The sequence below is a fragment of the Amycolatopsis coloradensis genome (assembly GCF_001953865.1).
Classification (GTDB): Bacteria; Actinomycetota; Actinomycetes; order Mycobacteriales; family Pseudonocardiaceae; genus Amycolatopsis; species Amycolatopsis coloradensis.
Genome location: NZ_MQUQ01000010.1, coordinates 418,963 through 445,549, shown reverse-complemented (window position 1 = coordinate 445,549; position 26,587 = coordinate 418,963). Strand labels below are relative to the sequence as shown.

26 protein-coding genes and 1 pseudogene are annotated in these 26,587 nt (G+C 69.4%); 11 read left to right on the top strand and 16 right to left on the bottom strand.

Annotation, left to right across the window (positions count from 1 at the left end; all coding sequences use genetic code 11):
* Positions 1–169 precede the first annotated feature (169 nt).
* A complete protein-coding gene (locus BS329_RS20385) occupies positions 170–571 on the top strand; it encodes a hypothetical protein (RefSeq protein WP_084749962.1) in 402 nt (133 codons plus the stop codon).
* Here the strand turns inward: BS329_RS20385 and BS329_RS20380 are convergent.
* Genes BS329_RS20380 through BS329_RS20370 form a run of 3 tightly spaced genes read right to left on the bottom strand, consistent with a single transcriptional unit; the run spans position 561 to position 4,808 of the window.
* On the bottom strand, positions 561–1,064 hold the full coding sequence (locus BS329_RS20380; RefSeq protein ID WP_076162796.1) for a GNAT family N-acetyltransferase: 504 nt from the start codon (positions 1,062–1,064) through the stop codon (positions 561–563). The two genes, BS329_RS20385 and BS329_RS20380, sit on opposite strands and share 11 nt — an antisense overlap.
* Positions 1,065–1,066: 2 nt before the next feature.
* Positions 1,067–3,220 carry an ATP-dependent DNA helicase RecG gene (gene recG, locus BS329_RS20375; protein ID WP_076162795.1) on the bottom strand — a complete coding sequence of 718 codons (2,154 nt, stop codon included), beginning with the start codon at positions 3,218–3,220 and terminating at the stop codon, positions 1,067–1,069.
* 4 nt (positions 3,221–3,224) lie between these two features.
* Positions 3,225–4,808: a DAK2 domain-containing protein gene (locus tag BS329_RS20370; protein WP_076162794.1), complete on the bottom strand. Its 1,584-nt coding sequence runs from the start codon at positions 4,806–4,808 to the stop codon at positions 3,225–3,227.
* A gap of 133 nt (positions 4,809–4,941) precedes the next feature.
* Here BS329_RS20370 and rpmB point away from each other — a divergent pair, with 133 nt between their 5' ends.
* The gene (gene rpmB / locus BS329_RS20365) at positions 4,942–5,133 is read left to right on the top strand and encodes a 50S ribosomal protein L28 (protein ID WP_007031450.1); all 192 of its coding nucleotides are present in this window, start codon (positions 4,942–4,944) and stop codon (positions 5,131–5,133) included.
* A 383-nt stretch (positions 5,134–5,516) separates the two neighbouring features.
* Here rpmB and BS329_RS20360 read toward each other — a convergent pair whose 3' ends face one another.
* The 4 genes and pseudogenes from BS329_RS20360 to BS329_RS20345 form a co-directional block, all read right to left on the bottom strand.
* Positions 5,517–6,194 (bottom strand): uracil-DNA glycosylase, encoded by a 678-nt coding sequence (locus BS329_RS20360; protein WP_076162793.1) that lies wholly within the window; start codon positions 6,192–6,194, stop codon positions 5,517–5,519.
* Positions 6,195–6,699: 505 nt separating this feature from the next.
* Positions 6,700–6,950 (bottom strand): annotated as a pseudogene (locus BS329_RS20355) (gamma carbonic anhydrase family protein); the annotation flags it as partial.
* 213 nt (positions 6,951–7,163) lie between these two features.
* Positions 7,164–7,634, bottom strand: coding sequence for a GNAT family N-acetyltransferase (locus BS329_RS20350; RefSeq protein ID WP_076162792.1), 471 nt, complete (start codon positions 7,632–7,634; stop codon positions 7,164–7,166).
* A gap of 74 nt (positions 7,635–7,708) precedes the next feature.
* On the bottom strand, positions 7,709–8,665 hold the full coding sequence (locus tag BS329_RS20345) for a thiamine-phosphate kinase (RefSeq protein WP_076162791.1): 957 nt from the start codon (positions 8,663–8,665) through the stop codon (positions 7,709–7,711).
* A gap of 133 nt (positions 8,666–8,798) precedes the next feature.
* Here BS329_RS20345 and BS329_RS20340 point away from each other — a divergent pair, with 133 nt between their 5' ends.
* Both BS329_RS20340 and BS329_RS20335 read left to right on the top strand, forming a co-directional pair.
* Positions 8,799–9,032, top strand: a complete 234-nt coding sequence (locus BS329_RS20340; protein WP_061986752.1) for an Lrp/AsnC ligand binding domain-containing protein — start codon at positions 8,799–8,801, stop codon at positions 9,030–9,032.
* A gap of 19 nt (positions 9,033–9,051) precedes the next feature.
* Complete coding sequence (locus BS329_RS20335) at positions 9,052–9,594, top strand: DUF3515 domain-containing protein (protein ID WP_076162790.1); 543 nt, start codon at positions 9,052–9,054, stop codon at positions 9,592–9,594.
* A gap of 6 nt (positions 9,595–9,600) precedes the next feature.
* On the opposite strand, the gene BS329_RS20330 is transcribed toward BS329_RS20335, so the two are convergent.
* Positions 9,601–10,551, bottom strand: a complete 951-nt coding sequence (locus BS329_RS20330) for a zinc-binding dehydrogenase (protein ID WP_076162789.1) — start codon at positions 10,549–10,551, stop codon at positions 9,601–9,603.
* Between the two features lie 33 nt (positions 10,552–10,584).
* On the bottom strand, positions 10,585–11,946 hold the full coding sequence (pdxR, locus tag BS329_RS20325) for a MocR-like pyridoxine biosynthesis transcription factor PdxR (RefSeq protein WP_076162788.1): 1,362 nt from the start codon (positions 11,944–11,946) through the stop codon (positions 10,585–10,587).
* A 91-nt stretch (positions 11,947–12,037) separates the two neighbouring features.
* On the opposite strand from pdxR, the gene BS329_RS20320 reads away from it, so the two are divergent.
* Positions 12,038–12,691, top strand: coding sequence for a pyridoxamine 5'-phosphate oxidase family protein (locus BS329_RS20320; RefSeq protein ID WP_076162787.1), 654 nt, complete (start codon positions 12,038–12,040; stop codon positions 12,689–12,691).
* Between the two features lie 168 nt (positions 12,692–12,859).
* Here the strand turns inward: BS329_RS20320 and BS329_RS20315 are convergent, their stop codons facing one another.
* Together BS329_RS20315 and BS329_RS20310 are read right to left on the bottom strand one after the other, a co-directional pair.
* On the bottom strand, positions 12,860–14,296 hold the full coding sequence (locus tag BS329_RS20315; RefSeq protein ID WP_076162786.1) for a sensor histidine kinase: 1,437 nt from the start codon (positions 14,294–14,296) through the stop codon (positions 12,860–12,862).
* Positions 14,293–14,991 carry a response regulator transcription factor gene (locus tag BS329_RS20310; RefSeq protein ID WP_076162785.1) on the bottom strand — a complete coding sequence of 233 codons (699 nt, stop codon included), beginning with the start codon at positions 14,989–14,991 and terminating at the stop codon, positions 14,293–14,295. The genes BS329_RS20315 and BS329_RS20310 overlap by 4 nt, the downstream gene beginning before the upstream one ends.
* A 188-nt stretch (positions 14,992–15,179) precedes the next feature.
* Between BS329_RS20310 and BS329_RS20305 the strand changes: the two genes are divergently transcribed.
* The 3 genes from BS329_RS20305 (at position 15,180) to BS329_RS20295 (ending at position 17,735) form a co-directional block, all read left to right on the top strand.
* Positions 15,180–15,560, top strand: a complete 381-nt coding sequence (locus BS329_RS20305; RefSeq protein WP_076162784.1) for a VOC family protein — start codon at positions 15,180–15,182, stop codon at positions 15,558–15,560.
* Positions 15,557–16,381 (top strand): class I SAM-dependent methyltransferase, encoded by an 825-nt coding sequence (locus tag BS329_RS20300; protein ID WP_076162783.1) that lies wholly within the window; start codon positions 15,557–15,559, stop codon positions 16,379–16,381. The genes BS329_RS20305 and BS329_RS20300 overlap by 4 nt, the downstream gene beginning before the upstream one ends.
* Positions 16,382–16,718: 337 nt before the next feature.
* A complete protein-coding gene (locus BS329_RS20295; RefSeq protein ID WP_076162782.1) occupies positions 16,719–17,735 on the top strand; it encodes an asparaginase in 1,017 nt (338 codons plus the stop codon).
* An 89-nt stretch (positions 17,736–17,824) separates the two neighbouring features.
* On the opposite strand, the gene BS329_RS20290 is transcribed toward BS329_RS20295, so the two are convergent.
* The 3 genes from BS329_RS20290 to BS329_RS20280 all read right to left on the bottom strand — a co-directional run bounded on the left by BS329_RS20290 (position 17,825) and on the right by BS329_RS20280 (position 20,343).
* A complete protein-coding gene (locus tag BS329_RS20290; protein WP_076162781.1) occupies positions 17,825–18,304 on the bottom strand; it encodes a cysteine dioxygenase in 480 nt (159 codons plus the stop codon).
* A 270-nt stretch (positions 18,305–18,574) separates the two neighbouring features.
* Positions 18,575–19,600, bottom strand: a complete 1,026-nt coding sequence (locus tag BS329_RS20285) for an NAD(P)H-dependent glycerol-3-phosphate dehydrogenase (RefSeq protein WP_076162780.1) — start codon at positions 19,598–19,600, stop codon at positions 18,575–18,577.
* The gene (locus BS329_RS20280) at positions 19,600–20,343 is read right to left on the bottom strand and encodes a lysophospholipid acyltransferase family protein (protein WP_076162779.1); all 744 of its coding nucleotides are present in this window, start codon (positions 20,341–20,343) and stop codon (positions 19,600–19,602) included. The genes BS329_RS20285 and BS329_RS20280 overlap by 1 nt, the downstream gene beginning before the upstream one ends.
* A 66-nt stretch (positions 20,344–20,409) precedes the next feature.
* On the opposite strand from BS329_RS20280, the gene cofC reads away from it, so the two are divergent.
* The 3 genes from cofC to BS329_RS20265 all read left to right on the top strand — a co-directional run bounded on the left by cofC (position 20,410) and on the right by BS329_RS20265 (position 24,335).
* Entirely contained in the window at positions 20,410–21,039 is a 630-nt protein-coding gene (cofC, locus tag BS329_RS20275; RefSeq protein ID WP_076162842.1) for a 2-phospho-L-lactate guanylyltransferase, read from the top strand.
* A 66-nt stretch (positions 21,040–21,105) separates the two neighbouring features.
* A complete protein-coding gene (locus BS329_RS20270; protein ID WP_076162778.1) occupies positions 21,106–23,403 on the top strand; it encodes an RNA degradosome polyphosphate kinase in 2,298 nt (765 codons plus the stop codon).
* Entirely contained in the window at positions 23,400–24,335 is a 936-nt protein-coding gene (locus BS329_RS20265; protein WP_076162777.1) for an NUDIX hydrolase, read from the top strand. Before BS329_RS20270 ends, BS329_RS20265 begins: the two co-directional genes overlap by 4 nt.
* A 709-nt stretch (positions 24,336–25,044) precedes the next feature.
* On the opposite strand, the gene BS329_RS20260 is transcribed toward BS329_RS20265, so the two are convergent.
* Positions 25,045–25,713: an HU family DNA-binding protein gene (locus tag BS329_RS20260; RefSeq protein ID WP_076162776.1), complete on the bottom strand. Its 669-nt coding sequence runs from the start codon at positions 25,711–25,713 to the stop codon at positions 25,045–25,047.
* A 252-nt stretch (positions 25,714–25,965) separates the two neighbouring features.
* On the bottom strand, positions 25,966–26,568 hold the full coding sequence (leuD, locus tag BS329_RS20255) for a 3-isopropylmalate dehydratase small subunit (RefSeq protein WP_076162775.1): 603 nt from the start codon (positions 26,566–26,568) through the stop codon (positions 25,966–25,968).
* Positions 26,569–26,587 lie beyond the last annotated feature (19 nt).

Sequence of the window (26,587 nt, the reverse complement as noted above, 5' to 3'; positions counted from 1 at the left end):
GTCGCGAAAGCCACTTTCGGGACATCTGATGTCCCGAAAGTGGCTTTCGCGACAGGGCCCCCACGCCCTTCTGGCGCGGGTTAGTCACCCCGTGAGGACAGTTTTACCGTCAACGCCAATGACTTCCAGCACCAGACTGGTCTCTTCGTGCCGAGAGAGGGAGCCCGTCATGACCGAAGAAGTCCGGCCGCGGGAAATGCCCCGCCAGCTCAAGTTCGTCCGCGTCTTCCTCTGGATACAGGCGGTCCTCAACCTCCTCGTCAGCGTGCTCGTGACGGGTCTCGCGGTGGACGAACTGAACCACGGCAACGAGGAAGCCGGGCTCGCCCTGGCGTTGGCGGTGCTCGGCTTCGTGGTCGCCGTCGTGCTGGTCGCGTGCGCGGTGCGGCTTTCCCGTGGCTCACCCTGGGTGCGGCCGACGGTCATCGCCGTGGAGGGGCTCTCCGTTGTCATGGGGGTGATCAGCCTGGTCAGCGGCGGGGCGGTCACCCAGCTGGGCGGGATGGTCATCGCCATCGTCATCATCGTCACGCTCAGCAAGCCCGAGGAACGCGCCTGGTTCACCCGCTGACGAGGTCGATCCGGTAGCGCACTTCGGAAAGCGGGACGTCCTCGCCGGGCATGGTGTCGGATTTCGTCGCCCCGTCCGGCACCCATCCCGCGGCCGAATAGAAGCGCTGGGCGCGCACGTTGGAATCGAGCACCCAGAGCGTCGCCTCACGGTGTCCCGCATCCCGCAGTGCGGCGACGGCGGTGTCGAGCAGCAGTCTGCCAAGACCACTGCCCCAGCGCTCGGGCGCGAGGTAGATCGCGCGCAGTTCTCCGCGGATCCGGTCGACGGCGGTGAAGCCAAGGAGCGAGCCGTCTTCGACCAGGACCAGGATGTCGCCCTGGTTGGCGGGATCGGCGAGGACCCGCTGCCACCGGGCCGCCCTGCCCTCGACCGACAGATCACGCAGGTAGATCTCGGGCAGCAGGCCCTGGTACGCCGACTGCCACGACCGGACGTTCACCTCGGCGATGGGCCAGGCGTCGTCGACGGTCGCGGCGCGGATCGTGGCCATCGTCAGCTTTTTTCCAGATACTCCACACGATCTTCGTCGACGACGTCGGCGATCATATGCGCGAGTCCCAGGTAGTTCCCCAGAGCCGGATCCTTTTCGACGATTTCCAGCGCGCGAGCCCTCGCCTCGGCGATGACGTCTTCGTCCTGCAACAGCGACAGCAGTTTCAGGGTCGACTTCTTCCCCGACTGCGCGGCACCGAGGATGTCGCCCTCGCGGCGCAGCTCCAAGTCCATTCTGGACAGTTCGAAACCGTCCGTTGTGGACTCGACGGCGGCGAGCCGCTCGCGGGTGGTCGTACCGTCCAGGGTCTCGGTGACCAGCAGGCACAGCCCCGGCACGCTGCCCCGGCCGACCCGGCCGCGCAACTGGTGCAGCTGGCTGATGCCGAACCGGTCGGCGTCCATGATCACCATCGCGGTCGCGTTCGGCACGTTCACGCCGACCTCGATCACGGTGGTCGCGACGAGCACGTCCAGCTCGCCCCTGGAGAACGCCTGCATCACGGCGTCCTTGTCGTCACTGGGCATCCGGCCGTGCAGGACGCCGATCTTCAGCCCCTTCAACTGTCCTTCGGCCAGCTCGGGAGCCACGTCGAGGACCGCGAGCGCGGGCCGCTTGTCGCCCTTGTCCGACGCCGGTTCGTCGCCGATGCGCGGGCAGACGATGTAGGCCTGGTGTCCTTTGCCGCATTCCTCGCGGACCCGCTGCCACGCCCTGTCCAGCCACGCGGGCCGCTCCGCGACCGGCACGACCGAGGTCTTGATCGGCGACCGGCCGACCGGCATCTCGCGCAGCGCGGAGATCTCCAGATCGCCGTAGACGGTCATCGCGACCGTGCGCGGGATGGGCGTCGCCGTCATGACGAGTACGTGCGGGCTGGTCTCGTCGGAGCCGCGGGAACGCAGCGCGTCCCGCTGCTCCACCCCGAACCGGTGCTGTTCGTCGACCACGGCCAGGCCGAGGTCGGCGAAGGACACCGTGTCCTGGATCAGCGCGTGGGTGCCGACGACGATCCCGGCCTCGCCGCTGACCGTCTCCAGCAACGCCTTCTTGCGTTCCTTGGCTCCCATCGAACCGGTCAGCAGGGTCACCCGGGTCGCGTTCTCCGCGCCGCCGAGTTCACCGGCCTGTCCGAGGTCGCCGAGCATCTCGCGCAACGACCTCGCGTGCTGCGCGGCGAGGACCTCGGTCGGCGCCAGCATCGCCGCCTGCCGCCCGGAATCGACGACCTGCAACATCGCGCGCAGTGCCACCACGGTCTTGCCGGAACCGACCTCGCCCTGGAGCAGCCGGTTCATCGGGTGCTCGGTGGACAGATCCCGCGCGATCTCCTCACCGATCTCTTTCTGACCCGACGTCAGCGCGAACGGGAGCCGCTTGTCGAAGGCGTCGAGGATGCCGCCCTCGGTGTGCGGACAGGCTTTCGCGGGCCGGGAGACCAGGGAATGCCTTCGCTGCGCGAAAATCAGCTGCACCGCCATGGCCTCGTCCCATTTGAGCCTGCGGCGCGCGGAGTTCAGCGCGTCCCAGCCCGGCGGGCGGTGGATGCCGCGCAGCGCGCTTTCCAGGTCGGGCAAGCCGTACCGGGCGAGCAGCTCCATCGGCATCGGGTCCTCGTCGACCTCCAGCACGTCCAGCACCTGGCGCACGCTCTTGGCGATCACCCAGGTCGGGATCCCTTGCGCCGCCGGGTAGACCGGGATGATCTCGGCGAGGAAGTCGTCCATCGCCTCGGCCTGGCGCTCGGCGTCGAACAGCTCGTACTCGGGGTTCGCCAGCTGCAGGACGTCGCGGAAGGCGGTGACCTTGCCCGCGAAGAGCCCGTTCTTGCCGGGAACGAGTTCCTTTTCGCGCCAGGCCTGGTTGAAGAAGGTGCACTGCAGACGGCGTTTGCCGTCGGTGATCACCATTTCGAGCAGGGTGCCGTTGCGGGCCTTCATTCGGCGCTTGGTGACCCGCTCGATCCGCGCCATCACGGTCGCGTGCTCACCGAGTTCGAGCCCGGCGATGTCGGTGAGCTGGCCGCGTTCGGCGTAGCGGCGGGGATAGTGGCGCAGCAGATCGCTGACCGTCTCGATCTTGAGGCCCTTGGCGAGTGCCTTGGCCGTCGCCGCGCCCACGACCAGCTTGAGGTCCGCGCGCAGGTTCGTCATGCGGTCACTCCACCCCCATCAGCAGCACGGCGTCGGGCTGGCCGCCGGCGTAACTCGTCAACTCGATCTCGGGATGTTCCAGGCGGAGCTGATCGGCGAGTTCGCCGGGCAGCCGGACCGGCACGTCGACCCCGGTCAGCACGGTGACCAGCTCGCCGCCGAGGGCCAGCATCCGGTTCAGCACGCTGACCGCGGCCGCGACCAGGTTCGTCTCCGAGGCGGGCGCGGGCTCGATCAACACGACCTCGCCGTCCACGAGGCCGACGACGTCACCGGCCTGCGCCCTGCCCACCCAGGTTAGCGACTCCTCCTGCGCGATCCGCAGCTCGCCACGCCTGGTGGCCGCGGCCGCTTCCGCCATCGCGACGACGTCGTCGTTGGTGCGACGGTCCTTGTCGTGCACGGCCAGCGCGGCGAGCACCTGAACGGGGGACACGCAAGGGATGACGACGACGTCGCGGTCCGCCGCCATCGCGTGGCCCGCCGCCGCGTCGGCGGCCGCGGTCAGCCGCCGGCCACCGGGGAGGACGGTGACGTGGTGCCCGGCGGCCTCGTTGATCAGGCCCAGCATCTCTTCGATCGTCGGGGCGGCCCCCGGCGGCACGGACAGCACCGCGACGCCCTCGGCCCGCAGCAGTTCGGCCAGCTGCCCACCGTGGACCACGGCGACCACCGAGCGGTCGATGCCGCCGCCGACCTCGACCGGGGTGGGCGTGAGCAGCGGCTCGACCCGGACTTTCCGGGGGCGGCCCAGCTCGATCCCGGCCTCCAGCGCCGCGCCGATGTCCGCGCAATGCACGTGGACGGCGAAGCTGCCCGCGCCGTCACCCGCCACGGTGACGCTGTCGCCGAGGCCGCTGAGGGTCTTGCGCAGCGCGGGGAGGCTTTCCTCCGCGACGCCGTCGAGCAGGTACATGACCTCCCAGGCCGTCGGTGCCTCGATCGTGTGGTGGTGATGCGCCTCGAGCGGGCGTTCCGGCTCGGTGACGCCGCCGGAGATCACGCCGGAAAGGGCGTCGAGGACCGCGACCAGGCCGCGGGCGCCCGCGTCGACCACTCCGGCCACGGCCAGGACGGGCAGCTGTTTGGGGGTCTCCTCCAGGGCCTCGGCGGCGACCCGGGCGGCGAGCACGGCCACCTCTTCGAGTGACCCGGTCACGTCACGGACGGTCGCGGCGACGGTGTGGAGGACGGTCAGGATGGTCCCGGCGACCGGACGGCTCACCGCGCCCGTGGCGGCCCTGTCCGCGCACCCGAGCGCCTCCGCGAGCCCGGGCCCGTCGAGCTCCCTGGCCGCCGCCGACTCGGCGATCCCGCGCACGACCTGCGACATGATCACGCCGGAGTTGCCCTTGGCCGCGGCGACCGCGCCCTTGGCGAAGGCCGACAGCGCCTCGGCGGTGGTCCCTGGCTCGGCCTCCGCGAGCGCGTCGCGGGCCGCGGTCATGGTGAACAGCAGGTTGGAGCCGGTGTCGGAGTCGGCGACCGGGTAGACGTTGATGCCGTCGATCGCCGGCCGCAGCACCGACAGGCTGCGCACACAGGCAGCCGACCAAGCTGACACCGCCGCCACGTCCAGCACCCGCACGCCGTAACCTCCTAGCTGTTCCAGCGAGGGTATCGACCCGGTGCCGGAGGGCTCCGAGCCACTGGTTACTATGGTCGAGTTGCCCAGCATGCTGGGCGCATCATTCTTTGTCCCAGATCCAGAGGAGTTCGACGTGGCTGCCGTGTGCGACGTCTGTGGCAAGGGACCGGGCTTTGGCAAGTCGGTCTCGCACTCCCACCGGCGTACCAACCGCCGGTGGAACCCGAACATCCAGACCGTTCACGCCAAGATCGGTCTGTCCCAGCGCAAGCGCCTGAACGCCTGCACCTCGTGCATCAAGGCGGGCAAGGTCGTTCGCGGCTGAGCCGGGTTTTTGGGGAATGGCGGGTGCTCTCCGGAGCACCCGCCATTTTTTATGCCCGCGTTTCGTCCTCTACTTGCGGTAGTTGCGCGCACGACTACCGCAACTAGAGGACTACTTGCGGTGGAAGTCGGGGCGCGGCGGAAGTCCGTGAGGGACCCTGGGCCCCTCACGGAGGTCTTCACGGAATGGGGGATTCACACGCGCCTCAGTAGCGCCGCCAGTAACACCCGGCGCGAGCCCCCTACCCCGACGCAGCCGAGGAACTCGCCCACACCTTCCCCAGTACGTGAAGGCCCCCTTCCTTGCGCCTAAGTACAGGAAGGGGGCCTTCACGTACGTCGGCGTCACCTCAGGAGTCACGCCGGTCACTGCTGCAACAAGGATTACGGGAGCTTCCAGTCCACGGGACCGGCGCCCTGGTCGGCGAGCAGCTGATTCGCCCGGCTGAAGGGACGCGAGCCGAAGAAACCGGCGTGTGCCGAAAGCGGGCTCGGGTGGGCCGACTCGATGCACGGCACCTTCCCCAGCATCGGCTTCAGGTTCCGCGCGTTGCGGCCCCACAGGATCGCCACCATCGGCTCGTCCCGCGCCGCGAGGGCCTTGATGGCCTGCTCGGTGACCGCTTCCCAGCCCTTGCCCTGATGCGAGTTCGACTTCCCCGGCTGCACCGTCAGCGACCTGTTGAGCAGCAGCACCCCCTGGTCGGCCCATGGCGTCAGGTCGCCGTTCGACGGCAACGGGTGCCCGAGGTCTTCGCAGTACTCCTTGTAGATGTTGATCAGGCTCTTCGGGATAGGCCGGACGTCCGGCGCCACCGAGAAGCTCAGCCCGACGGCGTGCCCGGGCGTCGGATACGGGTCCTGGCCGACGATCAGCACCCGGACGTCGTGGAACGGCTGCTGGAAGGCCCGCAGCACATGTTCCCCTGCCGGGAGGTAGGTCCGGCCCGCGCCGATCTCCGCACGGAGGAACTCCCCCATCGCGGCGATCTGCGGCGCCACCGGTTCGAGGGCTTGCGCCCAGCCTGCTTCGACGATGTCCTGCAGCGGTCGTGCGGTCACGGCGAGCGAGCTTACTCAGGCCGGTCGGAGCCTGTTTTTCCGCCTGCGTCGAGACGCCGGTCACCAGCGCGAGTGGCTGGTCGCATCCTGGTCGCAGCGGAGCACGACGGCGTCGCGGACTCCCGGCGGACGCCTGCCCGGTCCAGCAGGTTCGCGAGATACGGTGTTCCGCCTGACCTGTCCGCGACCGGTCACCCGGGGCCGGAACGCCCACGCATCACCACGCACCACCCGGACACCAACCCCGACCGGCTGGTGGGGAAGAAAGCTTCTTCGCCCGCCTGCTCGGGATGCTCGTTCCCGCGCTACTGGTGACGGCTGGCATCCTCCTGTTGATTTTCCTCACTGGCTGGCTGGCCCCGCGTGATTAGAGGGCGATCTCGCGTGACTGGAGGGCGATCTCGTGTGATTAGAGGGCGATCTCGCGTGACTAGAGGGCGATCTCGCGTGATTGGACGGAGAACACGCGTGCTTGGAGCCGGAACTCGCTAGTCCAGCCGCCGGAGTCCGGCCCGAAACCGGGCCGCGTCTTCGCCGGGACGCCGAGCGCGATGTGCCCACTGTCCACATGGGCCCCGTAGAGGACAGCGCCCGCGCCGACCATCCGCCGTCCTCCACGACGGTTCCGTTCGGCACCACCGATCCCGACGCGATCAGGCAGCCCTCGCCGATCCGCGCGCCCTCGATGTGCACGGAATGCCCGACGGCGGAGGACTTCCCGATCACCGTCGGCTCCTTCCGGATGCAGTGCAGGACGCGGGGTCGTCCAGTGCGTGGATCGGCATGCGCTTTTCCTGGACGGTTGATTCCGTGAAAGCCACGTGAAGTTCCGCGAGACGCTGCGTCTGTCTACAAAGGATGCTTTGCGAGACGAATCGCCCGATTGGATGCCGTATCCCCGTTTCGCCGCGCCGACAGGGTTTCCTCCCTCGGTGTCACACTTCCCGCGTTCGTCACGGAAGCACTCATCTAGACCAGCGCCTTGCCGAAGCAGATGCTTTCCGGCTCGTCCTTGTAGTACCCGAAACCCGGCATCTCCCGGTAACCCGCCGATCCGTACAGCGCGATCGCCTCCGGCTGTTTGTCACCGGTCTCGAGCACCATCCGCAGCCGCCCGGCCTCGGTGGCCGTCCGCTCCAGGCCGGCGAGGATCGCCCGCGCGATTCCCCGCCCCCGCGCCGAGGCCATCACGAACATGCGCTTGATCTCGGCGTCGCCGGGCAGCAAGGGCTCGGGCCCCTCATGTGATCGCCAAGCGCCGCACGCGACCGGGACGTCGTCGAGGTACGCGGCGAGGAACAGCCCTTTCGGCGCGGCGAACTGCGCCGCGTCCATCGGCGTCTCGTCTTCGCTGCCGTACCGGGCGGCCAGTTCGAGCTGGGCCTCGGCCAGCAGCTTCACCGCGTCGGGGTGGTCGTAGGGCAGCACACGAAGGTCCATGAGCGCGAGATTAGCGAGCGGCCAGGCGGCGGGGGAAGCAGAATCGGCCCACGCGGATGTGACGTGATCGCGGCCTAGCGCCAGTGCTCCCAGCCGCCGTTGTGCCCGTACTGCTTCCCGTCCACCGTCACCCCCGAATCCGGCATGGTCACGACGCCGATCTCGGTCCAGCCCTCCGGCAGGTCGGCGAAGGCGGGGAAGGTGGCCGCGAACGCGTGGTCCTCGCCGCCGGTGAGCACCCACTTCAGCGGGTCGGCCCCGAGTGCGGTGCCGACTTCGGTCAGCCTGCTCGACACGTCGAGATCCGCCGTCCGCACGTCGATCCCCACACCGGAAGCCGAGGCGATGTGCCCGAGGTCGGACAGGAGCCCGTCGGACACGTCGATCATCGCCGTCGCGCCGCCGTCGGCCGCGCGGACGCCCGCCTCGTAGTCCGGTTCGGGACAGCGTTGCGCGTTGACCACACTGACCGGTGAACGGAAACCCCGGCCCAGCACGGCGAGCCCGGCGGCCGCCCAGCCGAGCCGCCCGCAGACCGCGACGACGTCACCGGGGCGAGCGCCGGAGCGCGTCACCGGTTCCCGGCCGCCGAGGTCACCCAGGGCGGTGACGCTGATCACGATCTGATCGGCCCGCACCATGTCGCCGCCGACGATCCCGACGCCGGCGCGGTCGGCTTCGGCCCACATGCCGTGGGTGAGTTCGGTGACGAGCGACGTCTCGGTGTCCGGCGGGCAGGCGAATCCCATGAGGACGGACGTCGGGCGCGCGCCCATCGCGGCGATGTCGGTCAGGTTCACCGCGACCGCCTTGCGCCCCACCTGTTCGGCGCTGGACCAGTCGAGGCGGAAGTGCACGCCCTGCACGAGGACGTCAGTGGAGACCACCGTCCGGCCGTCCGGGGTGGCCACGACGGCCGCGTCGTCCCCTGGTCCGAGCAGTGTCGTCTCCGGCTGTTTCCGGCCGGACGTCACCGTTTCGATCAGCCGGAATTCACCGGTCCCGGCGACCGTGCCGTCGTTCGGTGACACCCGTCACCTCCACTTTCCCTTGTCCGGACAAATGTCGATCACCGATAGTCGGAAGCCCTAGGTTTTTCCCGGGGCTGGCGATACGTTGCTACAACGTTCCTACCTTGAGCCGACTTTTACGAAGGGGCGCGCCGTGGTCCACGCATACATCCTCATCCAGACCGAGGTCGGCAAAGCCGCCGCGGTCGCCGCGGAGATCTCCACCATCTCCGGTGTCACCAGTTCGGAGGATGTCACCGGCCCTTACGACGTCATCGTCAAGGCCGCGGCCGACACCGTCGATCAGCTCGGCCAGCTCGTGGTCGCCAAGGTGCAGAACGTGGAGGGCATCACTCGTACGCTGACCTGCCCGGTCGTGAATCTGTAAGAGGTGGTGTAGTGGTCGGGTGGCTGACACGGACACCGGCGCTCCCCCGAAACCACTGCTGATCGCGGCCGCCTGCCTGGCGGTCCTGCTCGTCGCGGGCGTGGCCGTCTTCGGGCTGACCCGCGGCGCGGACTCCGTCGTCCCGGCCGCCGACGGCCCCCTCCCGCTCGTCCCGGTTCCGGCGCCGCAGTCGGGTTCGCCGGAATGCGCGAAGCTCGTCGGCGCGCTCCCGCACGAGCTCACGTCGTCCGGGAACACCCTGGTCCGGCGGAAACTGGCCGACCCCGCCCCCGAGGCGACGGTCGGCTGGGGCACCGGCGACCCGGTGGTCCTGCGGTGCGGGCTCGGCAAGCCGCCGGAGCTGACCCGGACCTCGCCGCTGCGGACGATCAACGGCGTCCAGTGGTTGCAGGTCGAGGGTGAGGGAACCGCGACGTGGTTCGTGGTGGACCGGCCCGTCTACACGGCGCTCACCGTGCCGAACACCGCGGGGACGGGGCCGCTCCAGACCGTCTCGGACGTTCTCGCCGCCAACCTCCCCGCGGTGCCGCTGCGCTTCTGATCACGGTCATGGCAGGAGCAGGCCCTTCCCGGTGTACCGCCGCGCCTCGATGTCGCGGTGCGCGGCGGCCGCCTCCGCCAGCGGATACGTCCGGCCGATGATCGGCGTCAGCGTCCCGTCGGCGGCCAGCCGCAGTACCTCCCGCACGCGCCGCGGCGTCTCGGCCCAGAACTCCGGGAGCTGCGCCATGTCCACAATGGTCAGCCGGTTCCGGTCTTCGGCGCCGATCACGGTCTCCGCGCCGCTGGGCATGCCGTAGCCGGAGAACCGGCCACCGTCGGCGAGCAGCGCGACGGCCGACGCGCCGAGGGTTCCGCCGACGCCGTCGAACACCACGTCGAACGGGCCCCCTCCGGTGAGCCGTTCACCCGCCGAATAGTCGAGGGGCTCGGCGCCGAGTTTCCTCGCGATGGCCGCCTTTTCCTCACCCCGGACCGCCGCGACGACGGTGGCGCCCGCCGCTTGCGCGAGTTGCACCAGCAGGCTGCCGAGACCGCCGACGCCCGGCGCCACCAGGATCCGCTCCCCGGCCTGGACCGGAGTCTTCTCCAGCAGCGCCAGCGCGGTGCTGCCGTCGTCCAACAGGGCGGCCGCCTGCTGGGGGCCGAGACCCGCCGGGATCGGGAAGACGTCTTCCGGCAGCGCGATGACCGTGTCCGCGTATCCCCCGCCGTAGCCGCCGGCCGCGCGGGAGACGACCGGCTTGCCCAGCCAGGTCTCGTCGGCTCCGGCGCCCACCGCCTCGACGGTGCCCGCCACCGCGCCACCCGGCACGTAAGGCGGCTCGATCCCGAACACGGCGGGACCGTCACCCCGTCGGATGAGGGCGTCGAGCCAGCCGACACCGGCCGCCGCCACCGCGATGCGCAGCTCACCCTCCGCGGGCTCGGGAGTGGGCAATTCGACCTGTTCGAGAACGCCGGGATCGCCGAACCGGGACACTCTGATGACCTTCATGACCGCAAGGTATGACCTCCAGCAAGGTGGAGGTCAACCACCGAAGACGGCGAGCAGCGGTTTGAGCGAGGAATGGAGTGCTTCCCGCGAGCAACCCGCGTAGCCGATGAGATTCCCGAACACCGTCGGCGTCCCGGCGAAGTGCCGGGCCAGCCCGTCGAGCCGGATCCCGGCGCGTTCCGCCGCCGCCATCCGCGCCGCTTCCTCGGGCGCCGATCCACAAGGGACGACCAGATGCGCGCCCGCGTCGTCGCCGAGCACCGGGATCCCCGCCGACGTCAGCGCGGCCGAAACCAGCGAGCGCCGTTCCGACAGTTCCCGCCGGAGCTTCCGCAGGTGCCGTCCCAGATCACCGTGCCGCGCCAGTTCGGCGAGCACCCGCTGACCGGCGGGTGACGGACGGGTCCCGGTCCCTTCGCGGTACTCCAGCACCGCGGCCGCGATCGGGGGCGGCGCGACCATCCAGCCCGCGCCCAGCGCCGGGGTGAGGATCTTGCTCGTGGTCCCGAGATGCGCGACGACGTCGGGAGCGAGCGCGGCCAGCAGCGGCAGCGGCGCGACGTCGAACCGCAGTTCGCCGTCGTAGTCGTCCTCGATCACCAGCATGCCCTCGGCACGGGCGAGTTCGACCAGTTCGACCCGGCGGGACGCGCTCATCCGGCTGCCGAGCGGGTACTGATGCGCGGGCGAGCAGTACACGGCGCGCACGCCGGCGGGGACGGCGTCCGGACGCAGGCCCTCCTCGTCGACTCCGACCGCGACGACCTCCATCCCCGCCCGCCGGAACGCCTGCACCGCGCGCTGGTAGCCCGGCTCCTCGATCGCGACCCGGTCGCCGCGCGAGAGCACCGCGCCCGCGAGTTCGATCACCGCCGCCGTCGTCCCGCCGGTGGCCAGCACGGTCCCGGCGGCGAGGCCGCGGTGGCGCAGCAGATGCTCGGAAACGGCGTCCCGGTAGGCGGGCAGCCCGGCCCTGTCCTCGCGATAGGTCGGACGAGGATCCGCGGCGGCCCGCCACGCGCGGCGCCAGGCCGACTTCTCGATGCCGTCGGCCCACGGCACCCCGGGGGTGAGGTCGACCAGCGTGGACGGTGTGGCGGTCACGCCCGGCGCGAGTCCTTTCGACGGCCTGTCCGCGGGCGGTGTCGTGGTGACGTAGGTGCCGGAGCCGTGGCGGCCCGCGATCCAGCCCTCCGCGTGGAGTTGTTCGTACGCCGCCGACGTCACCGTGCGGCTGACGCCGAGCCGGTTCGCGAGCGCCCTGGTCGAAGGCAGCCTGTCGCCACCGCGCAGATGCCCGTCGCGGGCGGCGGCACGCAACGCGTCGGCCAGCTGGACCGCGAGCGGGACCAGCGAATCGCGGTCGAGACTGACCGGCAGAGCGGTGTCGGACATGCTGTACTCCGCGCTTCCGAAAAAGTGGCCTTCTCAAGTATAGGAGAATTGGCCGTTATTACAGGCCACTCTCGTGGGTGAGACTGCTCGCATGTCCACCCCGCTCTCTCCCACCGACCGGACCACCCTCGGCCGCAAGAAGAACCGCGCGCTCACCGACCGCTCGGCGCTGTACGCGGTGCTCGACGAAGGCCTGATCTGCCATCTCGGCGTCGTGCGCGACGGCTTCCCACTCGTCATCCCGACCGGCTACGGCCGTGACGGGAACACGCTCTACCTGCACGGATCCACCGGGGCGAAAAGTATGCGCGACTCCGACGGCGTCGAGGTCTGCGTCACGGTGACCCTGCTCGACGGCATCGTCTACGCGCGCTCGGTCAACAACCATTCGATGAACTACCGCAGCGCGGTGATCCTGGGCAAGGCGGCCATGGTCACCGACCGCGAGCGGAAGATGCACGGCCTGCGCGTGCTGACCGACCACCTCGCGCCCGGCTCGTGGGAGCACGCGCGCGACGTCAACGCGAAGGAGCTCGCGTCGGTTTCGGTGCTGGAGCTGGACCTCACCGAGGCGTCGGTGAAGATGCGCGGCGAGGGACCCGACGATCCCGAGGACGAGGTCGCGGCCGATGTCTCTTGGGCGGGGGTGCTGCCGGTGCGGACCGTGTTCGGGGAGCCGGAGCCTTCGGCGGACCTGGTTTCGGAGTGGGTCGTGCCGGACCACGTGCAGGGGCGGGCCGGGTAGGGCGTCAGGGGTCGAGCGGGGAGATTCCGGACGCTGAACGTCCGAAATCCTCCCCGCTCAGGGGCTCCGCAACCGATATGTCCCCGTGACGCTGGAGCGACGAATAGCTGCTTGACCTGCAAGATCTCGACTTCGCCGGTGCCCTGCGTCAGGCGCGGGCGATGAGGGCTAAGGGCGTCGCAGTGGCAGCCGCACGGTGAAGGTCGTAGCCCCCGGCACACTCGCGACCTCGATCGTGCCGCCGTGCGCGGAGACCAGCGAGAGCACCACCGAAAGCCCGAGCCCGGTCCCGCCGTTGCCGCGCGTGCGGGCGGTGTCGACCCGGTAGAACCGGTCGAAGATCCGCTCCCGTGCCTCCGGCGGGATCCCCGGCCCGGCGTCACTCACCCGCAAGAGGACATCCGGACCCGAGACCGAAGCCGAAAGCGTGACCGCCGTACCGGGCGGCGTGTGCACCGCCGCGTTGGCGAGCAGGTTGTCCAGCACCTGCCGCAGGCGCACCGGATCCGCTTGCAGGACAACACCTTCCGGTAGCGGTTCGATGGTCAGCGGATGGTCCGGGCGGCCGGCGGCGAAGGCTTCTCCCGCGTCGGTGATCAGCTCGGCGAGGTCGACGTCGACCAGCCGTAGCGGCGCTTCGGTCTCCGGTGCGTCGAGGCGCGCGAGGAGCAGGAGGTCGTCGACGAGCACACTCATCCGTTGGGTCTCTTCACGGATCTTCGACAGATGCGACTCGCGTTCGGCGGGTTCGTTCGCCGCCGCGTAGCGGAAAAGCTCGGCGTAGCCCCGGATCGACGTCAGCGGAGTGCGCAGCTCGTGGGAGGCGTCGGCGATGAACCGCCGCAGCCGTTCGTTCGCTTCCCGGCGCGCGACCAGCGACGAATCGAGGTGCGCCAGCATCAGGTTGAACGCCGTCCGCAGTTCCTCGACCTCGGCGCCGCCGCCGTTGGCCCGCGCGCGTACCGGGAGATCGGCGTTCGTGGTCAGGTCGTGTGACGCGATGTCGTGCGCCGTCCCGGCCATGTCGCTCAGCGGCCGCAGCCCGCGCCGCAGCACCAGCCGTCCCGCGATCACCAGTACCGCCAACGCCAGCAGGAACGCGACGACCTCGACCATCACCAGCTGGCTCACCGTCCGGTCCAGATCCGCCTGCGGCGCGGCGCTGACCAGCACGATGTTCCGGCTCGGCTCGATCGGGCACGCCCGGACGCGGTACGTGCCCTTGTCCTCGATATAAACCGTGCGCAGCACTTCGGTCTGCGTCGCGTCCTCCGCGACCTTTTCGAGCGCCTTCGTGTCCGGCGGAAGAGAACCACCCACCTGCGGAAGCGCGTCGCCGTTGCGCACCGAGAAGACCGCCGAGAACCAGCCGTAGGCCTGCTGCGGTTTCCCGCCGTGCGTGGTGCGCAGCGACGGCACCTGGCTGATCTGGGTCTTGGCGAGCTGTTCGTCGAGCCGGTCGTTCAGGTAGCCCTTCATGATGCCGACCATCACGGTGCCGACGACGGCGAACACGACCAGCGCCAGCACGCCGAGCCCGAGCGCCAGCCGGGTGCCGAGCCTCGATCGGCGCCAGGCGTCGTACCACCGGCGCAGCATCTTCATCTCGCCGCCTGCCGGACGACGTAGCCGACACCGCGCACGGTGTGGATCAGCGGCTCGTGGCCGGCGTCGAGTTTGCGGCGCAGATGCGAGATGACGAGTTCGACCACATTGGACCGGCCGCCGAAGTCGTATTCCCAGACGTGGTCGAGGATCTGTGCCTTGGTCAGCACCGAGGGCGAACGCCGCATGAGGTAACGCAGCAGTTCGTACTCGGTCGGCGTCAGCTCGGCGACGTGGCCGTCGCGGGCGACCTCGCGGGTGTCCTCGTTCATGGTCAGACCACCGACCCGCAGCAGCGCGGCGGGCTTGGACTGATTGCTGCTTCGCCGGAGGACGGCGCGCAACCGCGCCATCAGTTCCTCGACGGAGAACGGCTTGACGAGGTAGTCGTCACCGCCGCGGGTGAGCCCGGCGACGCGGTCGGCTGTCGCGTCCTTGGCGGTGAGGAAGACGACGGGCACCGCCGTCCCGGACTCGCGAAGCCTGTCCAGCACGGTGAACCCGTCGATCCCGGGCAGCATCAGGTCGAGCACGACGATGTCGGGCCCGAACTCGGCGGCCCTGGCGAGCGCGGCCTCCCCCGATCCGGCGGTGACGGCCTGCCAGCCCTCGTAGCGGGCGACGGTGGCCACCAGGTCGGCGATATGCGGCTCGTCGTCCACCACGAGCAGGCGGACGGGGTTCTCGGTGTGCACGACGTCCATCCTCCGTGAACGCGCGCGCGAGGGCGAGGCGGGAGCGCTTACGACAGGAAGCCGACAGCTTCCGCCACGAAGGTCACAGGTCGGCACCGCGGGCTCGCTCCCGCATCGTTCCAGGCAGACTTACCGGACCGGAGAAAACCGCTGGCCGGGTTTCGCGGCCTCGGGCAAACTGAGGCGTCATGACCTCTGTCGTACAGAATTTCTTCTTCGACTGCGCCGACGCCTACGAACTGGGCCGGTTCTGGAGTGGCGTCGTCGGCAAGCCGATGGCCGACGACGACGCGCCAGGCGACCCCGAAGTGACCATCGTGATGGACAACGGTGTCACGCTGTACTTCGGACAGGTTCCCGAACCCAAGACGGTGAAGAACCGGATCCACCTGTGCATGGAGCCCGACATCCCGCGCGAGGAAGAGGTGGAACGCCTGCTGGCGCTGGGAGCGACCATGCAGCACGACCGGCGCAACGCGGACGGCAGCGGCTGGGCCGTCCTCGGCGACCCCGAAGGCAACGAATTCTGCGTGCTGCGCAGCGCCGCCGAAATGGCCGCGGCCGAGTGAACGAGTACCTCACCCTCAATCGCGCGAACTGGGACGAACGTGCTCCGGCGCACGCCGCCTCGGCGGACTACGGGTACGAACGGTTCGTGAAGGACCCCGCCCATCTCAGCGGGGTGGTCACCTTCGACCGGCCGCTGCTCGGCGACGTCTCCGGCGCGCGCGGCGTCCACCTGCAATGTCACATCGGCACGGACACGCTTTCCCTGTCCCGTCTCGGCGCGCGGATGACCGGACTCGACTTTTCCGCACCGGCGCTGAAGATCGCGCGACAGCTGGCCGCCGAGACTGGCGCGGAGATCGACTACCACGAGTCCGATGTGTACAGTGCCGCCGACGTGCTGGGCGCCGGGGAGTTCGACCTCGTCTACACCGGGATCGGCGCGATCTGCTGGCTCCCCGACATCGCCCGCTGGGGGCAGGTCGTCGGCTCGTTGCTGAAACCGGGCGGGCGGCTGTTCATCCGTGACATGCACCCGATGCTGGGGACCCTCGACGAGACGCAGCCGGTGATCACCCCGCGCTACCCGTACTTCGAGCAGTCCGAACCGCTGGTGTTCGAAGAGCCGGGGACCTATGTGGACACCGACGTGTCGTTCGAGCAGAACCGGACGCACGAGTGGAACCACGGGCTGGGCGAGATCGTCACGGCTCTGCTCGACGCGGGGCTGACACTGACGAAGCTGGTGGAGCACGACAGTGTGCCGTGGAACGCGCTGCCCGGCTTCATGAGCCTGGACACCGCGACGGAGGAATGGCGGCTGGCGAAGGATCCGCAGCGGCTGGCCGCGAGTTTCACCATAGAAGCGTCCAAACGCCCCTGATCGTTCGGCTCTCGCGTCAGGGCCGACCGTGTCTTGATGCCGGTGCGCGCGTGTCGTCCATCCAATCACGCGTACCGTCCATCGGATCACACGTGCCGTCCCTTCAGTCACGCGAAACTGGCCGTTCGGTCCAGGTATTCGCATACCTACGCCGGACCGGCCCGAAGGCTGACGATGCGGGAACCGGGACGCTCAGTGTCCCGATTCCCCCATCGTCACGAGGTCGCCCGGTCTTGGAGCTTGATCGAACCACCCGGCACAGCCGAGCAGTGAACAGGCGAATACCGGTCCACCAGAACGACACTTACCCCTCACGAGACTTTGGAAGAATGCCCTCATGAGCGTCTCCCCAGAGAACAGGCGGCCGCTGGTCGCCGTCGCCGCCCTGGGCGGCACCATTTCCATGGTCCCCGGTGACGGCGAAGACCACGCGGTCCCCCGGCTCACCGCGGCCGATCTGCTCGGCGACCTCGGCGAAAACCTGGCGATGGACGTCCGCGCGGAGACGCTCGCGGCGATTTCCAGTGCGTCGATGGACTTCGCGACGCTGATCAAGACCCGTGACTGGGCCACGCGAGCCGTCGGCGAAGGCGCGGAAGGCGTCGTCGTGGTCCAGGGCACGGACACGCTCGAAGAGACCGCGTACTTCTTCGAGCTGACGTGGACTTCCGAGGCGCCGATCGTGATCACCGGCGCGATGCGCAACCCCGGTCTGCCCAGCGCCGACGGCGCGGGGAACCTGCTCGCGGCGCTGACCGTCGCCGCCGAACCCCGCAGCCGGGGCCGCGGCTCGCTGGTCGCGTTCAACGACGACGTCCACCTGGCCCGCTGGGTCCGGAAGACGCATTCGAGCCACGTCGAGGCGTTCTCTTCCGACCCCGCCGGGCCGCTCGGGCTGCTCGCCGAGGGCGCGGTGCACTACTTCCACCCGGTCGCGGAGCGCCCGCCGGCGTTGTCACTCGAGAACGCGGACTTCTCCGGACTGGTGCCGATCGTCGAAAGCGGCGTCGAGGACACCGGCGAACTGCTGGAGACGCTGGTCAAGGCCGGGGTCAAGGGGGTGGTGCTCGCCGCGAACGGCGCCGGGCACGTTTCGGCCGGGTCCGCCGACGTGATCGAGCGGGTGCTGCCGGAGGTGCCGATCGTGGTCGCCAGCCGCACCGGCGCCGGGCCGACGTTCCGCGGTACCTATGGCTTCCGCGGTTCGGAGTCGGACCTGATCGCGATGGGCGCGACCATGGCGGGCTGGCTGGATCCGCGCAAATCCCGGCTCCTGCTGCACACCCTGCTCGCCACCGGTGCTTCGCGAGACCGCGTCGAAGCCGAATTCCGCCTGCGCGGCGACCTCACCTAGCGCCCCACCTTCCGCAATTCGTCCTCTAGTTGCGGTAGTTGCACACGCAAGGACCGCAACTAGAGGACGAATTGCGGAGGATGAGGGGGCTAGTCCCGGATCGGGCCCGAGATGGGGTCCAGGTGGTATGGGCGCATGACGCGGGACTGGTGCCGGTAGACGTGCACGCTGACGGCGGGGTCCGGGCCCTCGTTGCGCACTTCGTGGATGTAGCCGGGACCGAAGACGCGCGACTGGCCCGCCGACAGCGAATGCAGTTCCGTCACCGCCCGCCCGTCGGACGCGCGCCGGGCGACGGTCTCGCTCAACTGCCCGCTGACGACGGTGAACGCGCCCGCGGCGAATTCGTGGTCGTGCAGGTCGGTGTGCTGGCCGGGCAGCCAGCTCATCAGCCAAACTTCCTGCAGTTCGTCGCTGTCGACGAGCGCGGAGAACCGTTCCCCGGGGTCGTAGCGCAGCAGGTGCCGCCAGCGGTCACGGTCCGCCGCGAACTCGATCGCGACGCGCACCGGGTGGCGCAGGGCGGGGTTTTCGGGAATGACGAGCGTGTTGTCCGGGACGGCGAACATGAAGGAGTCCTCGCAGAAAGAAGATGGTGTCGAGCTGGGCCGGGGCGGGGTTCACCGACAACAGCGACACGACGCACACGCGACAGCGCCAAGACCCGAGAGGCCCCGCGACACAGTCATCCCACGTGCGAACATGCCCTCAGCGAACCAGTGCGGAGCCCGGCGGTCAACCGATCTCACCCCGTGGACCGTGAGTTCCGCATCTACCGACCATGCTGGCAGCACGAATCCGCCCGGGTCTGTCGCATTACTGCGGTCTTCCTTGCGTTCTCAGGACCACTCGTGCTTCTGCGACCGTCCGAGCAGCTCGGCTCCGGCCCGCCGCGGGTCGACCCCTTCGTGGCACACGCGGTGCATCGCGTCGGTGATCGGCATGTCGACGCCGAGGCTCAGCGCGAGTTCCCGGATCGACGTGCACGATTTGACGCCCTCGGCGACCTGCCCGCCGCCGGCGTCCAGCGCCTGCTGCAAGGTCTCGCCACGACCCAGCCGCTCGCCGAAGGTCCGGTTGCGCGACAACGGCGACGAACACGTCGCCACCAGGTCGCCGACACCGGCGAGCCCGGCGAAGGTCAGCGGGTCGGCCCCGAGTTTCGCGCCGAGCCGCGCCATCTCGGCCAGCCCGCGGGTGATCAGCGTCGCCATCGTGTTGGTGCCGAGTCCCAGCCCGGCAGCCATCCCGCAGCTCAGCGCGATGACGTTCTTGCACGCGCCGCCCAGTTCACAGCCGACGACGTCGGTGTTGGTGTACGGCCGGAAGTACTGGTTGAAACTCGCCCGCTGGATCGCCTTGGCGTTGTCGTGATCCGTGCACGCGAGCACCGCGCCCGACGGCTGCCCCAGCGCGATCTCCTTCGCCAGGTTCGGCCCGGAAACGACCACGATCCGGCCGTCGTCGACCCGCGCGATCTCGGCGATGACCTCGCTCATCCGCTTGAGCGTGCCCAGTTCGACGCCCTTCGCGAGGCTCACCAGGATCGTCCCGGACGGCAGCAGACCGGACCACTCCGACAGATTGGCCCGCAGGGTCTGGCTCGGCACCGCGAGGACCACGGCCTGCGCGCCGTCGAGCGCCTCGGCCGGATCCGCCGTCGCGGTGATCCGCGCGGGCAGCTCGATATCGGGCAAATAGGATGAATTGCGATGCCGGTCCCGGATCTCCGCCGCGACCTCGGGCCGCCGGGCCCACATGGTCACGTCACGGCCGGCATCGCCGAGCACCTTGGCGAACGCCGTCCCCCACGAGCCCGCGCCGAGCACGGTCAGGCGCTGGACCTCGGCGGCGGTTCCGGCCATCAGGCGTCGTCCTCCGGCTTCTTCGCGGGCGGTTCCTCCTGGCGGATCTCCGCGAGCAGGGCGGTGATCTCGGTCATCATCAGGTCGGTGACCTCACGCAGTTTGGACGCGCTGCGCGTCGGCCCGTCCCGGTAGGCGGACAGGTCCATCGGCTCCCCGACCAGATGCGTGATCTTCTTGCGCGGGAACGGCGTGAACTTCTTCGTGTAGCCGTTGAAGATGTGGTTCGTGCCCCAGCGGGCGATCGGGATCACCGGCACGTCGGTCTCCAGCGCGAGCCGCGCGGCACCGGTGAACGGCTTCTTGGGCCAGCCGTCGGGGTCCTTGCTGATCGTCCCCTCCGGATAGATCACGACGATCTTGCCGTCCCGCAGCGCCTGGTGGGCGGCCTTGAGACTGTCGCCCGCGGCGGCCGAACCACGCGAAACCGGGATCTGGCCCGCGCCGACGAAGATCTTGCCGAAGACCGGCGCCCTGGTCAGGGACTCCTTGCCGAGGAATCGTGGCACCCGCTTCTGGCGGTGCACGAACACCGCGTCCACCGCCGGGTCCATGTGGGACACGTGGTTGAGCAACAGCAGCGCGCCGCCTTCGCGGGGGATCCGCCCGGCGTTGCGGTAGACCCGCTTGCCGATGGCCGTCGCCGGGTAGAACAGTGCGGCGGCGATGCCTACCCAGATGCCGCCCTTCTCACGCCGGGCCAATTCGTCCTCCTCGAAGTCACACGTGTCGTCCCAGGCCACTGATCCTGCCGCGCGCACGCGAGCGCGGTCCAGGGAGGGTCGGGTAAGAATGCAGATGTGGACAGTGTGGGCATCGACCTGATCGTGCCGGTGAAACGCCCGGCGGAGGGCAAGTCGCGGCTTCGCGGCGCGGTCGTACCCGAACGGCATCCCGAACTGGTACTGGCGCTGGCCTACGACACGTTGTCCGCGGCGACCTCGGCGGACGGGGTCCGCCGGGTGCTGGTGGTCGCCGCGGACCCGGCGTCGGTGGCGGATCTCACCGACCTGGGCGTCGAGATCGTCATCGAGCCGTCACGAGGCGGGTTGAACGCGGCCCTGCGCCACGGCGAAGAACTGCTGCGCCGGGACACGCCGTCCGGTCTCGTCGGCGCCTTGCAGGCCGACCTGCCCGCGCTGCGGACCGAAGACCTCACCGCCGCGCTCGCCGAAGCCGCCGGAGATCGGGCCTTCGTCGCCGACCGGCAGGGAACGGGCACCACACTGTTGCTTTCGGGGGCGGGCCGTGCGCTGGAACCCCGGTTCGGCGGGGGCTCCGCGCGGGCGCACACCACGTCCGGTGCGACCCCGCTCACGCTCGCGGCGGGATCGCTCCGCGCCGACGTGGACACCGCGGATGATCTCGCTCACGTCCGCACCCTGGGTGTCGGAAAGCGCACTTCAACGCTGCTGGGGACACCCTGCGTGGTGATGTGACGAGAGTTCACCCCGGCGACCCGCGCGCGGTGCACATAATCGGGCCGGGTGGTGAACAATGAGCCCGTGAGCACAAACGACGGCGGCACCCCGAACTCGGCAAGGAAGCGGAAGACCTCCGCCGCGAAACCGGAACCGGACAACGGCGCGACCAAGCCCGTGCGGGCGAGAAAGACCAGTCCCGCGCCGAAGACCAACAACATCCCCCGCGCGACCCGCGGCGGTTCGGCGAGCCGTCCCGCCCAGGAGTTCCGCGCGCTGCCCGCCGCGCCTCCCGCGGTGACGTCCGCGCCCACCGCCGTCGAGACACTGCCCGACGACCGGTATTTCAACCGTGAGCTGTCATGGCAGGACTTCAACGCGCGCGTGCTCGCGCTGGCCGAGGACGAATCGCAGCCGCTGCTCGAACGCGGCAAGTTCCTGGCGATCTTCGCGTCCAATTTGGACGAGTTCTACATGGTGCGGGTCGCCGGGCTGAAGCGCCGCGACGAGACGGGCCTCCCGGTCCGCAGCGCGGACGGGCTCACCCCGCGCGAGCAGCTCGCGTACATCGCCAAGCGCAACCAGGATCTGGTCGAGCGGCACACGAACGCCTTCGAGCTGCACCTGCGGCCGCAACTGGCCGACGAAGACATCCTCATCGTCGGCTGGAACGACCTCACCGGCGCCGACCAGCTCCGGCTGTCCAACTACTTCAGCGAGCAGATCTTCCCGGTGCTCACACCGCTGGCCGTGGATCCCGCGCACCCGTTCCCCTACATTTCCGGCCTTTCGCTCAACCTGGCCATCACCGTCCGGGACCCCGAAGCGGGCACGGAGCGATTCGCGCGAGTCAAGGTGCCGAGCAACGTGCCGCGCCTGATGCGGATCGAGCAGCAGCCGAGGGAAAGCCGGACCGCGACCTTCCTTCCGCTGGAGGAACTGATCGCCGCCCACCTCGGTGAGCTGTTCACCGGGATGGAGGTCACCGAACACCACGCGTTCCGGGTCACCCGCAACGCGGACTTCGAGGTCGAAGAGGACCGGGACGAAGACCTGCTCCAGGCGCTGGAACGGGAACTGGCCCAGCGCCGGTTCGGCCCGCCGGTGCGGCTCGAAGTGGCGCAGGACATGAGCGAGCACATGCTCGAACTGCTGCTGCGCGAACTGGAGGTCGACCCGCGCGACGTCGTCGAGGTGCCCGGTCTGCTGGACCTGACCTGTCTGCACCAGCTTTCCGGTGTCGACAGGAAGGAACTCAAGGACCGGCCTTTCGTGCCCGCGACGCATCCGGCGTTCGGTGAACGCGAGACGCCCAAGTCGGTGTTCGCGACGCTGCGCGAAGGCGATGTCCTCGTCCACCACCCGTACGACTCGTTCTCCACCAGCGTCCAGCGTTTCATCGAACAGGCCGCCGCGGACGACAAGGTGCTGGCGATCAAGCAGACGCTGTACCGCACCTCCGGCGACTCCCCGATCGTCGACGCGCTGATCGACGCCGCCGAGGCGGGCAAACAGGTCGTCGCGCTGGTCGAGATCAAGGCACGGTTCGACGAGCAGGCCAACATCACCTGGGCCCGCACACTGGAACGCGCTGGCGTGCACGTGGTCTACGGGCTCGTCGGGCTGAAGACGCACTGCAAGGTTTCGATGGTGGTGCGCCAGGAGGGTTCGACCATCCGCCGGTACTGCCACATCGGCACCGGCAACTACAACCCGAAGACCGCGCGGCTCTACGAGGATCTCGGCATCCTGACCGCCGACCCGACGATCGGCGCGGACCTGACGGATCTGTTCAACGTGCTCACCGGGTACTCCCGCCAGGACACCTACCGCAACATCCTCACGTCGCCGCACGGGATCCGCCGCGGCATCGTGCGCGCGATCGGCGAGGAGATCGAACTCGCCCGCGCCGGCCAGACCGCCGGGATCCGGCTCAAGTGCAACTCGCTCGTCGACGAGCAGATCATCGACGCGCTGTACCACGCTTCGCAGGCCGGAGTGCCGGTCGACATCGTCGTGCGCGGCATCTGCGCGCTGAAGCCGGGTGTGGAAGGGCTGAGCGAGAACATCCACGTGCGGTCGATCCTCGGCCGTTTCCTGGAGCACTCGCGCATCTTCAACTTCCGCGCGGGCGGCACGCACTGGATCGGCAGCGCGGACATGATGCACCGCAACCTGGACCGCCGGATCGAGGCCTTGGTCCGGGTCAAGGATCCGAAGCTGACGGCACAACTGGACTACATCTTCGAATCCGCGCTGCATCCGGCGACCCGGTGCTGGGTGCTGACCGCCACCGGCGAGTGGACCCCGTTCCCGGCCAGCGGCGACGACGTCCGCGACCACCAGGTCGAACTGGCCAAGCGGCACGGAGCCGCCGGATGAGCGGGGTCGTGCGGGCGGCGGGGGCCGTCCTCTGGCGCCGCGACGGGGACCGGATCGAGGTCGCGCTGGTCCACCGGCCGCGCTACGACGATTGGTCGCTGCCGAAGGGAAAGCTGGATCCGGGCGAGACCATCGCGCGGGCCGCGGTCCGTGAGATCCGGGAGGAGACCGGGTTCGAGGCGGTGCTCGGCCGGTATCTGTTCCGTACCGAGTACACCGTGGCGGGAGCACCGAAGACCGTCGACTACTTCTCCGCCCGCGCGGCTTCCGGCGCGTTCAGCCCGAACGAAGAAGTCGACGAACTGCGCTGGCTCGACGCGGAGACCGCGGAGAAACTACTGACGCGGCCAGGGGACGTGCGGGTGCTGCGCGAGTTCTCCGCGCTGCCGCCCGAACTCGGCACGGTGATCCTGGTGCGGCACGCCAAAGCGGGTAAACGTGACGAGTGGAACGGCGACGACGACCTGCGGCCGCTTTCGGACGCGGGCCACCGTCAGGCCGAGGCGCTGCGTTCGCTGCTGCGGCACTACGCGCCGGACAGGGTGCTCTCGGCGCCGCGGCTTCGGTGCGTCCAGACGGTGAACGGGCTCGCCGAAGACCTCGAAGTCGAGATCCGGCACGAGCCACTGCTGTCGGAAGAGGGTTACTGGCCGGACCCGGTGCTCGGTGTCGCCCGGTTGCTGGCCATCGCGGGCGACGGCGGGACGCCGGTGATCTCCAGCCAGGGCGGCGTGATCCCGGACGTCGTCAGCGCACTGGCCGACCGCGACGGGGTCGACCTGCCCGCCGCGCGCGGTGGTGTGGTGCCTTCGAAGAAGGGTTCTTTCTGGGTGTTGTCGTTCCGGGCGCCGACCGAAGAGGACGGGCCGGTGCTGGTGGCGGCGGACTACTTCGCGTCGCCTTTGCCCACGCCCGCTCCGGCGCATCCCTGACGTTTACGCCTACTGGATTCAGGCTCGGCCGATCTCCAGTCCGGTACATGAAGGCCCCCTTCCTTGAGCTAGGCGCAAGCAAGGGGGCCTTCATGTACCGGAAACTCCCAGAACCTGGCACACCCCCGAGCCCCTTGCGGCCGCAAGCGATGACCAATCAGCTCTGCGACTTTGCCGGGACCTTGCCCCTGAAGGTAGGGAAGGGGCCCTTCACGGACTTAGGTGGATCGGCCCCGCGTTCGAAAGCGACTCCCCCACGTGGGTGACGCCCCGCTACTCCGGCCGTGTCCAAAGCGAAACAAAGCCCACCGGGTCCGAAGTGCTTGCGAGTAGGTGGATCCGCCGTGAAGTGAGTTCCGCCACCGCGCCGGGCTCGGTCTCGCATGGCGCTGTCCAGCGGCAACAGACCGGCGCGGACGACCGTCGCTCCACTGTGGAGGGCGGTTCGAGGAACGGGACGATGCGCCATCGGGGTGTTCGGGGCGTCCGCGCTGTTCTACGAAGAGTGGTCCCGAAGCAACCGCCGTAGGCGCGCCGCATTCGTCCACAGAACGCCGCGGAACCGTTCCGGTACCCAGTTCCCCGGACACCTGCCCTCAGGGGCGTTGCGGGCAAAGGAGACGGCCGCGGCGCGCTGGCCCCCGGAAATGCGGCAGGGCCCCGCACGATACGCGGGGCCCTGCCGTTGGCTCACTCCGGAAGAGGGAGCTTACTTCTTCTTCGCGGCGGCCGAAGTCCGCTTGGCCGGAGCCTTCTTGGCGGGAGCCTTCGCGGCAGTCGCCTTGGCGGCAGGCTTCGCGGCGGCGGCCTTGGTGGCGGTCGCCTTCTTGGCCGTGGTGGCGCGAGTCGTGGCCTTGGCCGCGGTCTTCGGCGCCGCCTTGGTGGCGGTCGTCTTGGCGGCGGCCTTGGTCGCGGTCGCCTTGGCGGCCGGCTTCGCAGCCGTACGCGTCGTGGCGGCGGCGGCGCGGGTCCGCGTGGTGGTGCTGCGCGTCGCGGCCGGGCGGCTGGCGGCCGTCCGGGTCGTCGTCGCGCGGGTGGTGGCGGCCCGAGGGGTGGTGCCGGTGGTCGCGCGCTTCACAGCGGTGGCCTTCGGCAGCTTCTTCGAACCGCTGATGACGTCCTTGAAGGTCGTGCCGGCGCGGAAAGCGGGCACGTTGGTCTTCTTGACGCGAACGGTCTCACCGGTGCGCGGGTTCCGCGCGGTGCGGGCGGCGCGGGCGCGCTTCTCGAACACACCGAAGCCGGTGATGTTCACCTTCTCGCCCTTGTTGACCGTCCGGATGATGATGTCGACAAGGCCATCGACGGCCTCCGACGCGACCTTTTTGTCGCCCAGGCGCTCCGACAGCGCCTCGATCAGCTGGGCCTTGTTGGCCATTCCAGTCCTCCAAGAAGAACTACTTGTACACGGCCCCGTCGGCCGACTTAGCGCACACGGTATTACCAATGCAGCACAAATTCCAAACGACGCGCGGAAATTTCCCTTGTCTCGGGGGCTGTTCCGCCTCCCGAGGGACCCCTCAGGGGCCTCTCGGGGTGCCGTTCGGTGTGGTTTCGGGGCTGTCGCGCACACTCACCGCCGGGGGCGGATTCCCTGCTCAGCAAGGGAATCCGCCCCCTTCGGCAGGCCTCAGGAGAAGGCCGCCGGGAGGGTCACCGGCTTCCAGGAGGGGCGCTGGGACTCGAAAGTGTCGATCTCCTCCGCGTGGCGGAGTGTCAGGGCGATGTCGTCGAGCCCTTCGAGGAGCCGCCAGCGGGTGTAGTCGTCGATCTGGAAGGGCGCGGTGAAGTCCTTGGCTCGTACCGTCTTCGACTCGAGGTCCACCGTGACCTCCGTGCCGGGCTCGTTTTCGAGCAGCTTCCACAGCAGTTCGACGTCGGCCTGCTCGACCTGAGCGGCGACCAGCCCCTGCTTGCCCGAGTTACCGCGGAAGATGTCCGCGAACCGGGAGGAGATCACGACGCGGAAGCCGTAGTCCATCAGGGCCCAGACCGCGTGCTCACGGGAGGAACCGGTGCCGAAGTCCGGGCCCGCGACCAGGACCGACCCGCTTTTGAAGGGCTCTTCGTTGAGGATGAACGACTCGTCGGAGCGCCAGGCGGCGAAGAGCCCGTCCTCGAAGCCGGTGCGGCTCACGCGCTTGAGGTAGACCGCCGGGATGATCTGGTCAGTGTCCACGTTGGACCTGCGCAGCGGGACCCCGACGCCGGTGTGGTGGGTGAACGCGTCCATGGTGGGAACTCCTTCGCGG

Coding starts and splice junctions, on each gene's coding strand:
- BS329_RS20320 (WP_076162787.1), top strand. CDS start 12,038: ATGTCCACCCCGCTCTCTCCCACCGACCGGACCACCCTCGGCCGCAAG.
- BS329_RS20265 (WP_076162777.1), top strand. CDS start 23,400: ATGAGCGGGGTCGTGCGGGCGGCGGGGGCCGTCCTCTGGCGCCGCGAC.
- BS329_RS20380 (WP_076162796.1), bottom strand. CDS start 1,064: ATGGCCACGATCCGCGCCGCGACCGTCGACGACGCCTGGCCCATCGCC.
- pdxR (WP_076162788.1), bottom strand. CDS start 11,946: ATGTCCGACACCGCTCTGCCGGTCAGTCTCGACCGCGATTCGCTGGTC.
- BS329_RS20330 (WP_076162789.1), bottom strand. CDS start 10,551: ATGAAGGTCATCAGAGTGTCCCGGTTCGGCGATCCCGGCGTTCTCGAA.
- BS329_RS20285 (WP_076162780.1), bottom strand. CDS start 19,600: ATGGCCGGAACCGCCGCCGAGGTCCAGCGCCTGACCGTGCTCGGCGCG.
- BS329_RS20315 (WP_076162786.1), bottom strand. CDS start 14,296: ATGAAGATGCTGCGCCGGTGGTACGACGCCTGGCGCCGATCGAGGCTC.
- leuD (WP_076162775.1), bottom strand. CDS start 26,568: ATGGACGCGTTCACCCACCACACCGGCGTCGGGGTCCCGCTGCGCAGG.
- BS329_RS20350 (WP_076162792.1), bottom strand. CDS start 7,634: ATGGACCTTCGTGTGCTGCCCTACGACCACCCCGACGCGGTGAAGCTG.
- BS329_RS20260 (WP_076162776.1), bottom strand. CDS start 25,713: ATGGCCAACAAGGCCCAGCTGATCGAGGCGCTGTCGGAGCGCCTGGGC.
- BS329_RS20295 (WP_076162782.1), top strand. CDS start 16,719: ATGAGCGTCTCCCCAGAGAACAGGCGGCCGCTGGTCGCCGTCGCCGCC.
- BS329_RS20290 (WP_076162781.1), bottom strand. CDS start 18,304: ATGTTCGCCGTCCCGGACAACACGCTCGTCATTCCCGAAAACCCCGCC.
- BS329_RS20305 (WP_076162784.1), top strand. CDS start 15,180: ATGACCTCTGTCGTACAGAATTTCTTCTTCGACTGCGCCGACGCCTAC.
- BS329_RS20385 (WP_084749962.1), top strand. CDS start 170: ATGACCGAAGAAGTCCGGCCGCGGGAAATGCCCCGCCAGCTCAAGTTC.
- recG (WP_076162795.1), bottom strand. CDS start 3,220: ATGACGAACCTGCGCGCGGACCTCAAGCTGGTCGTGGGCGCGGCGACG.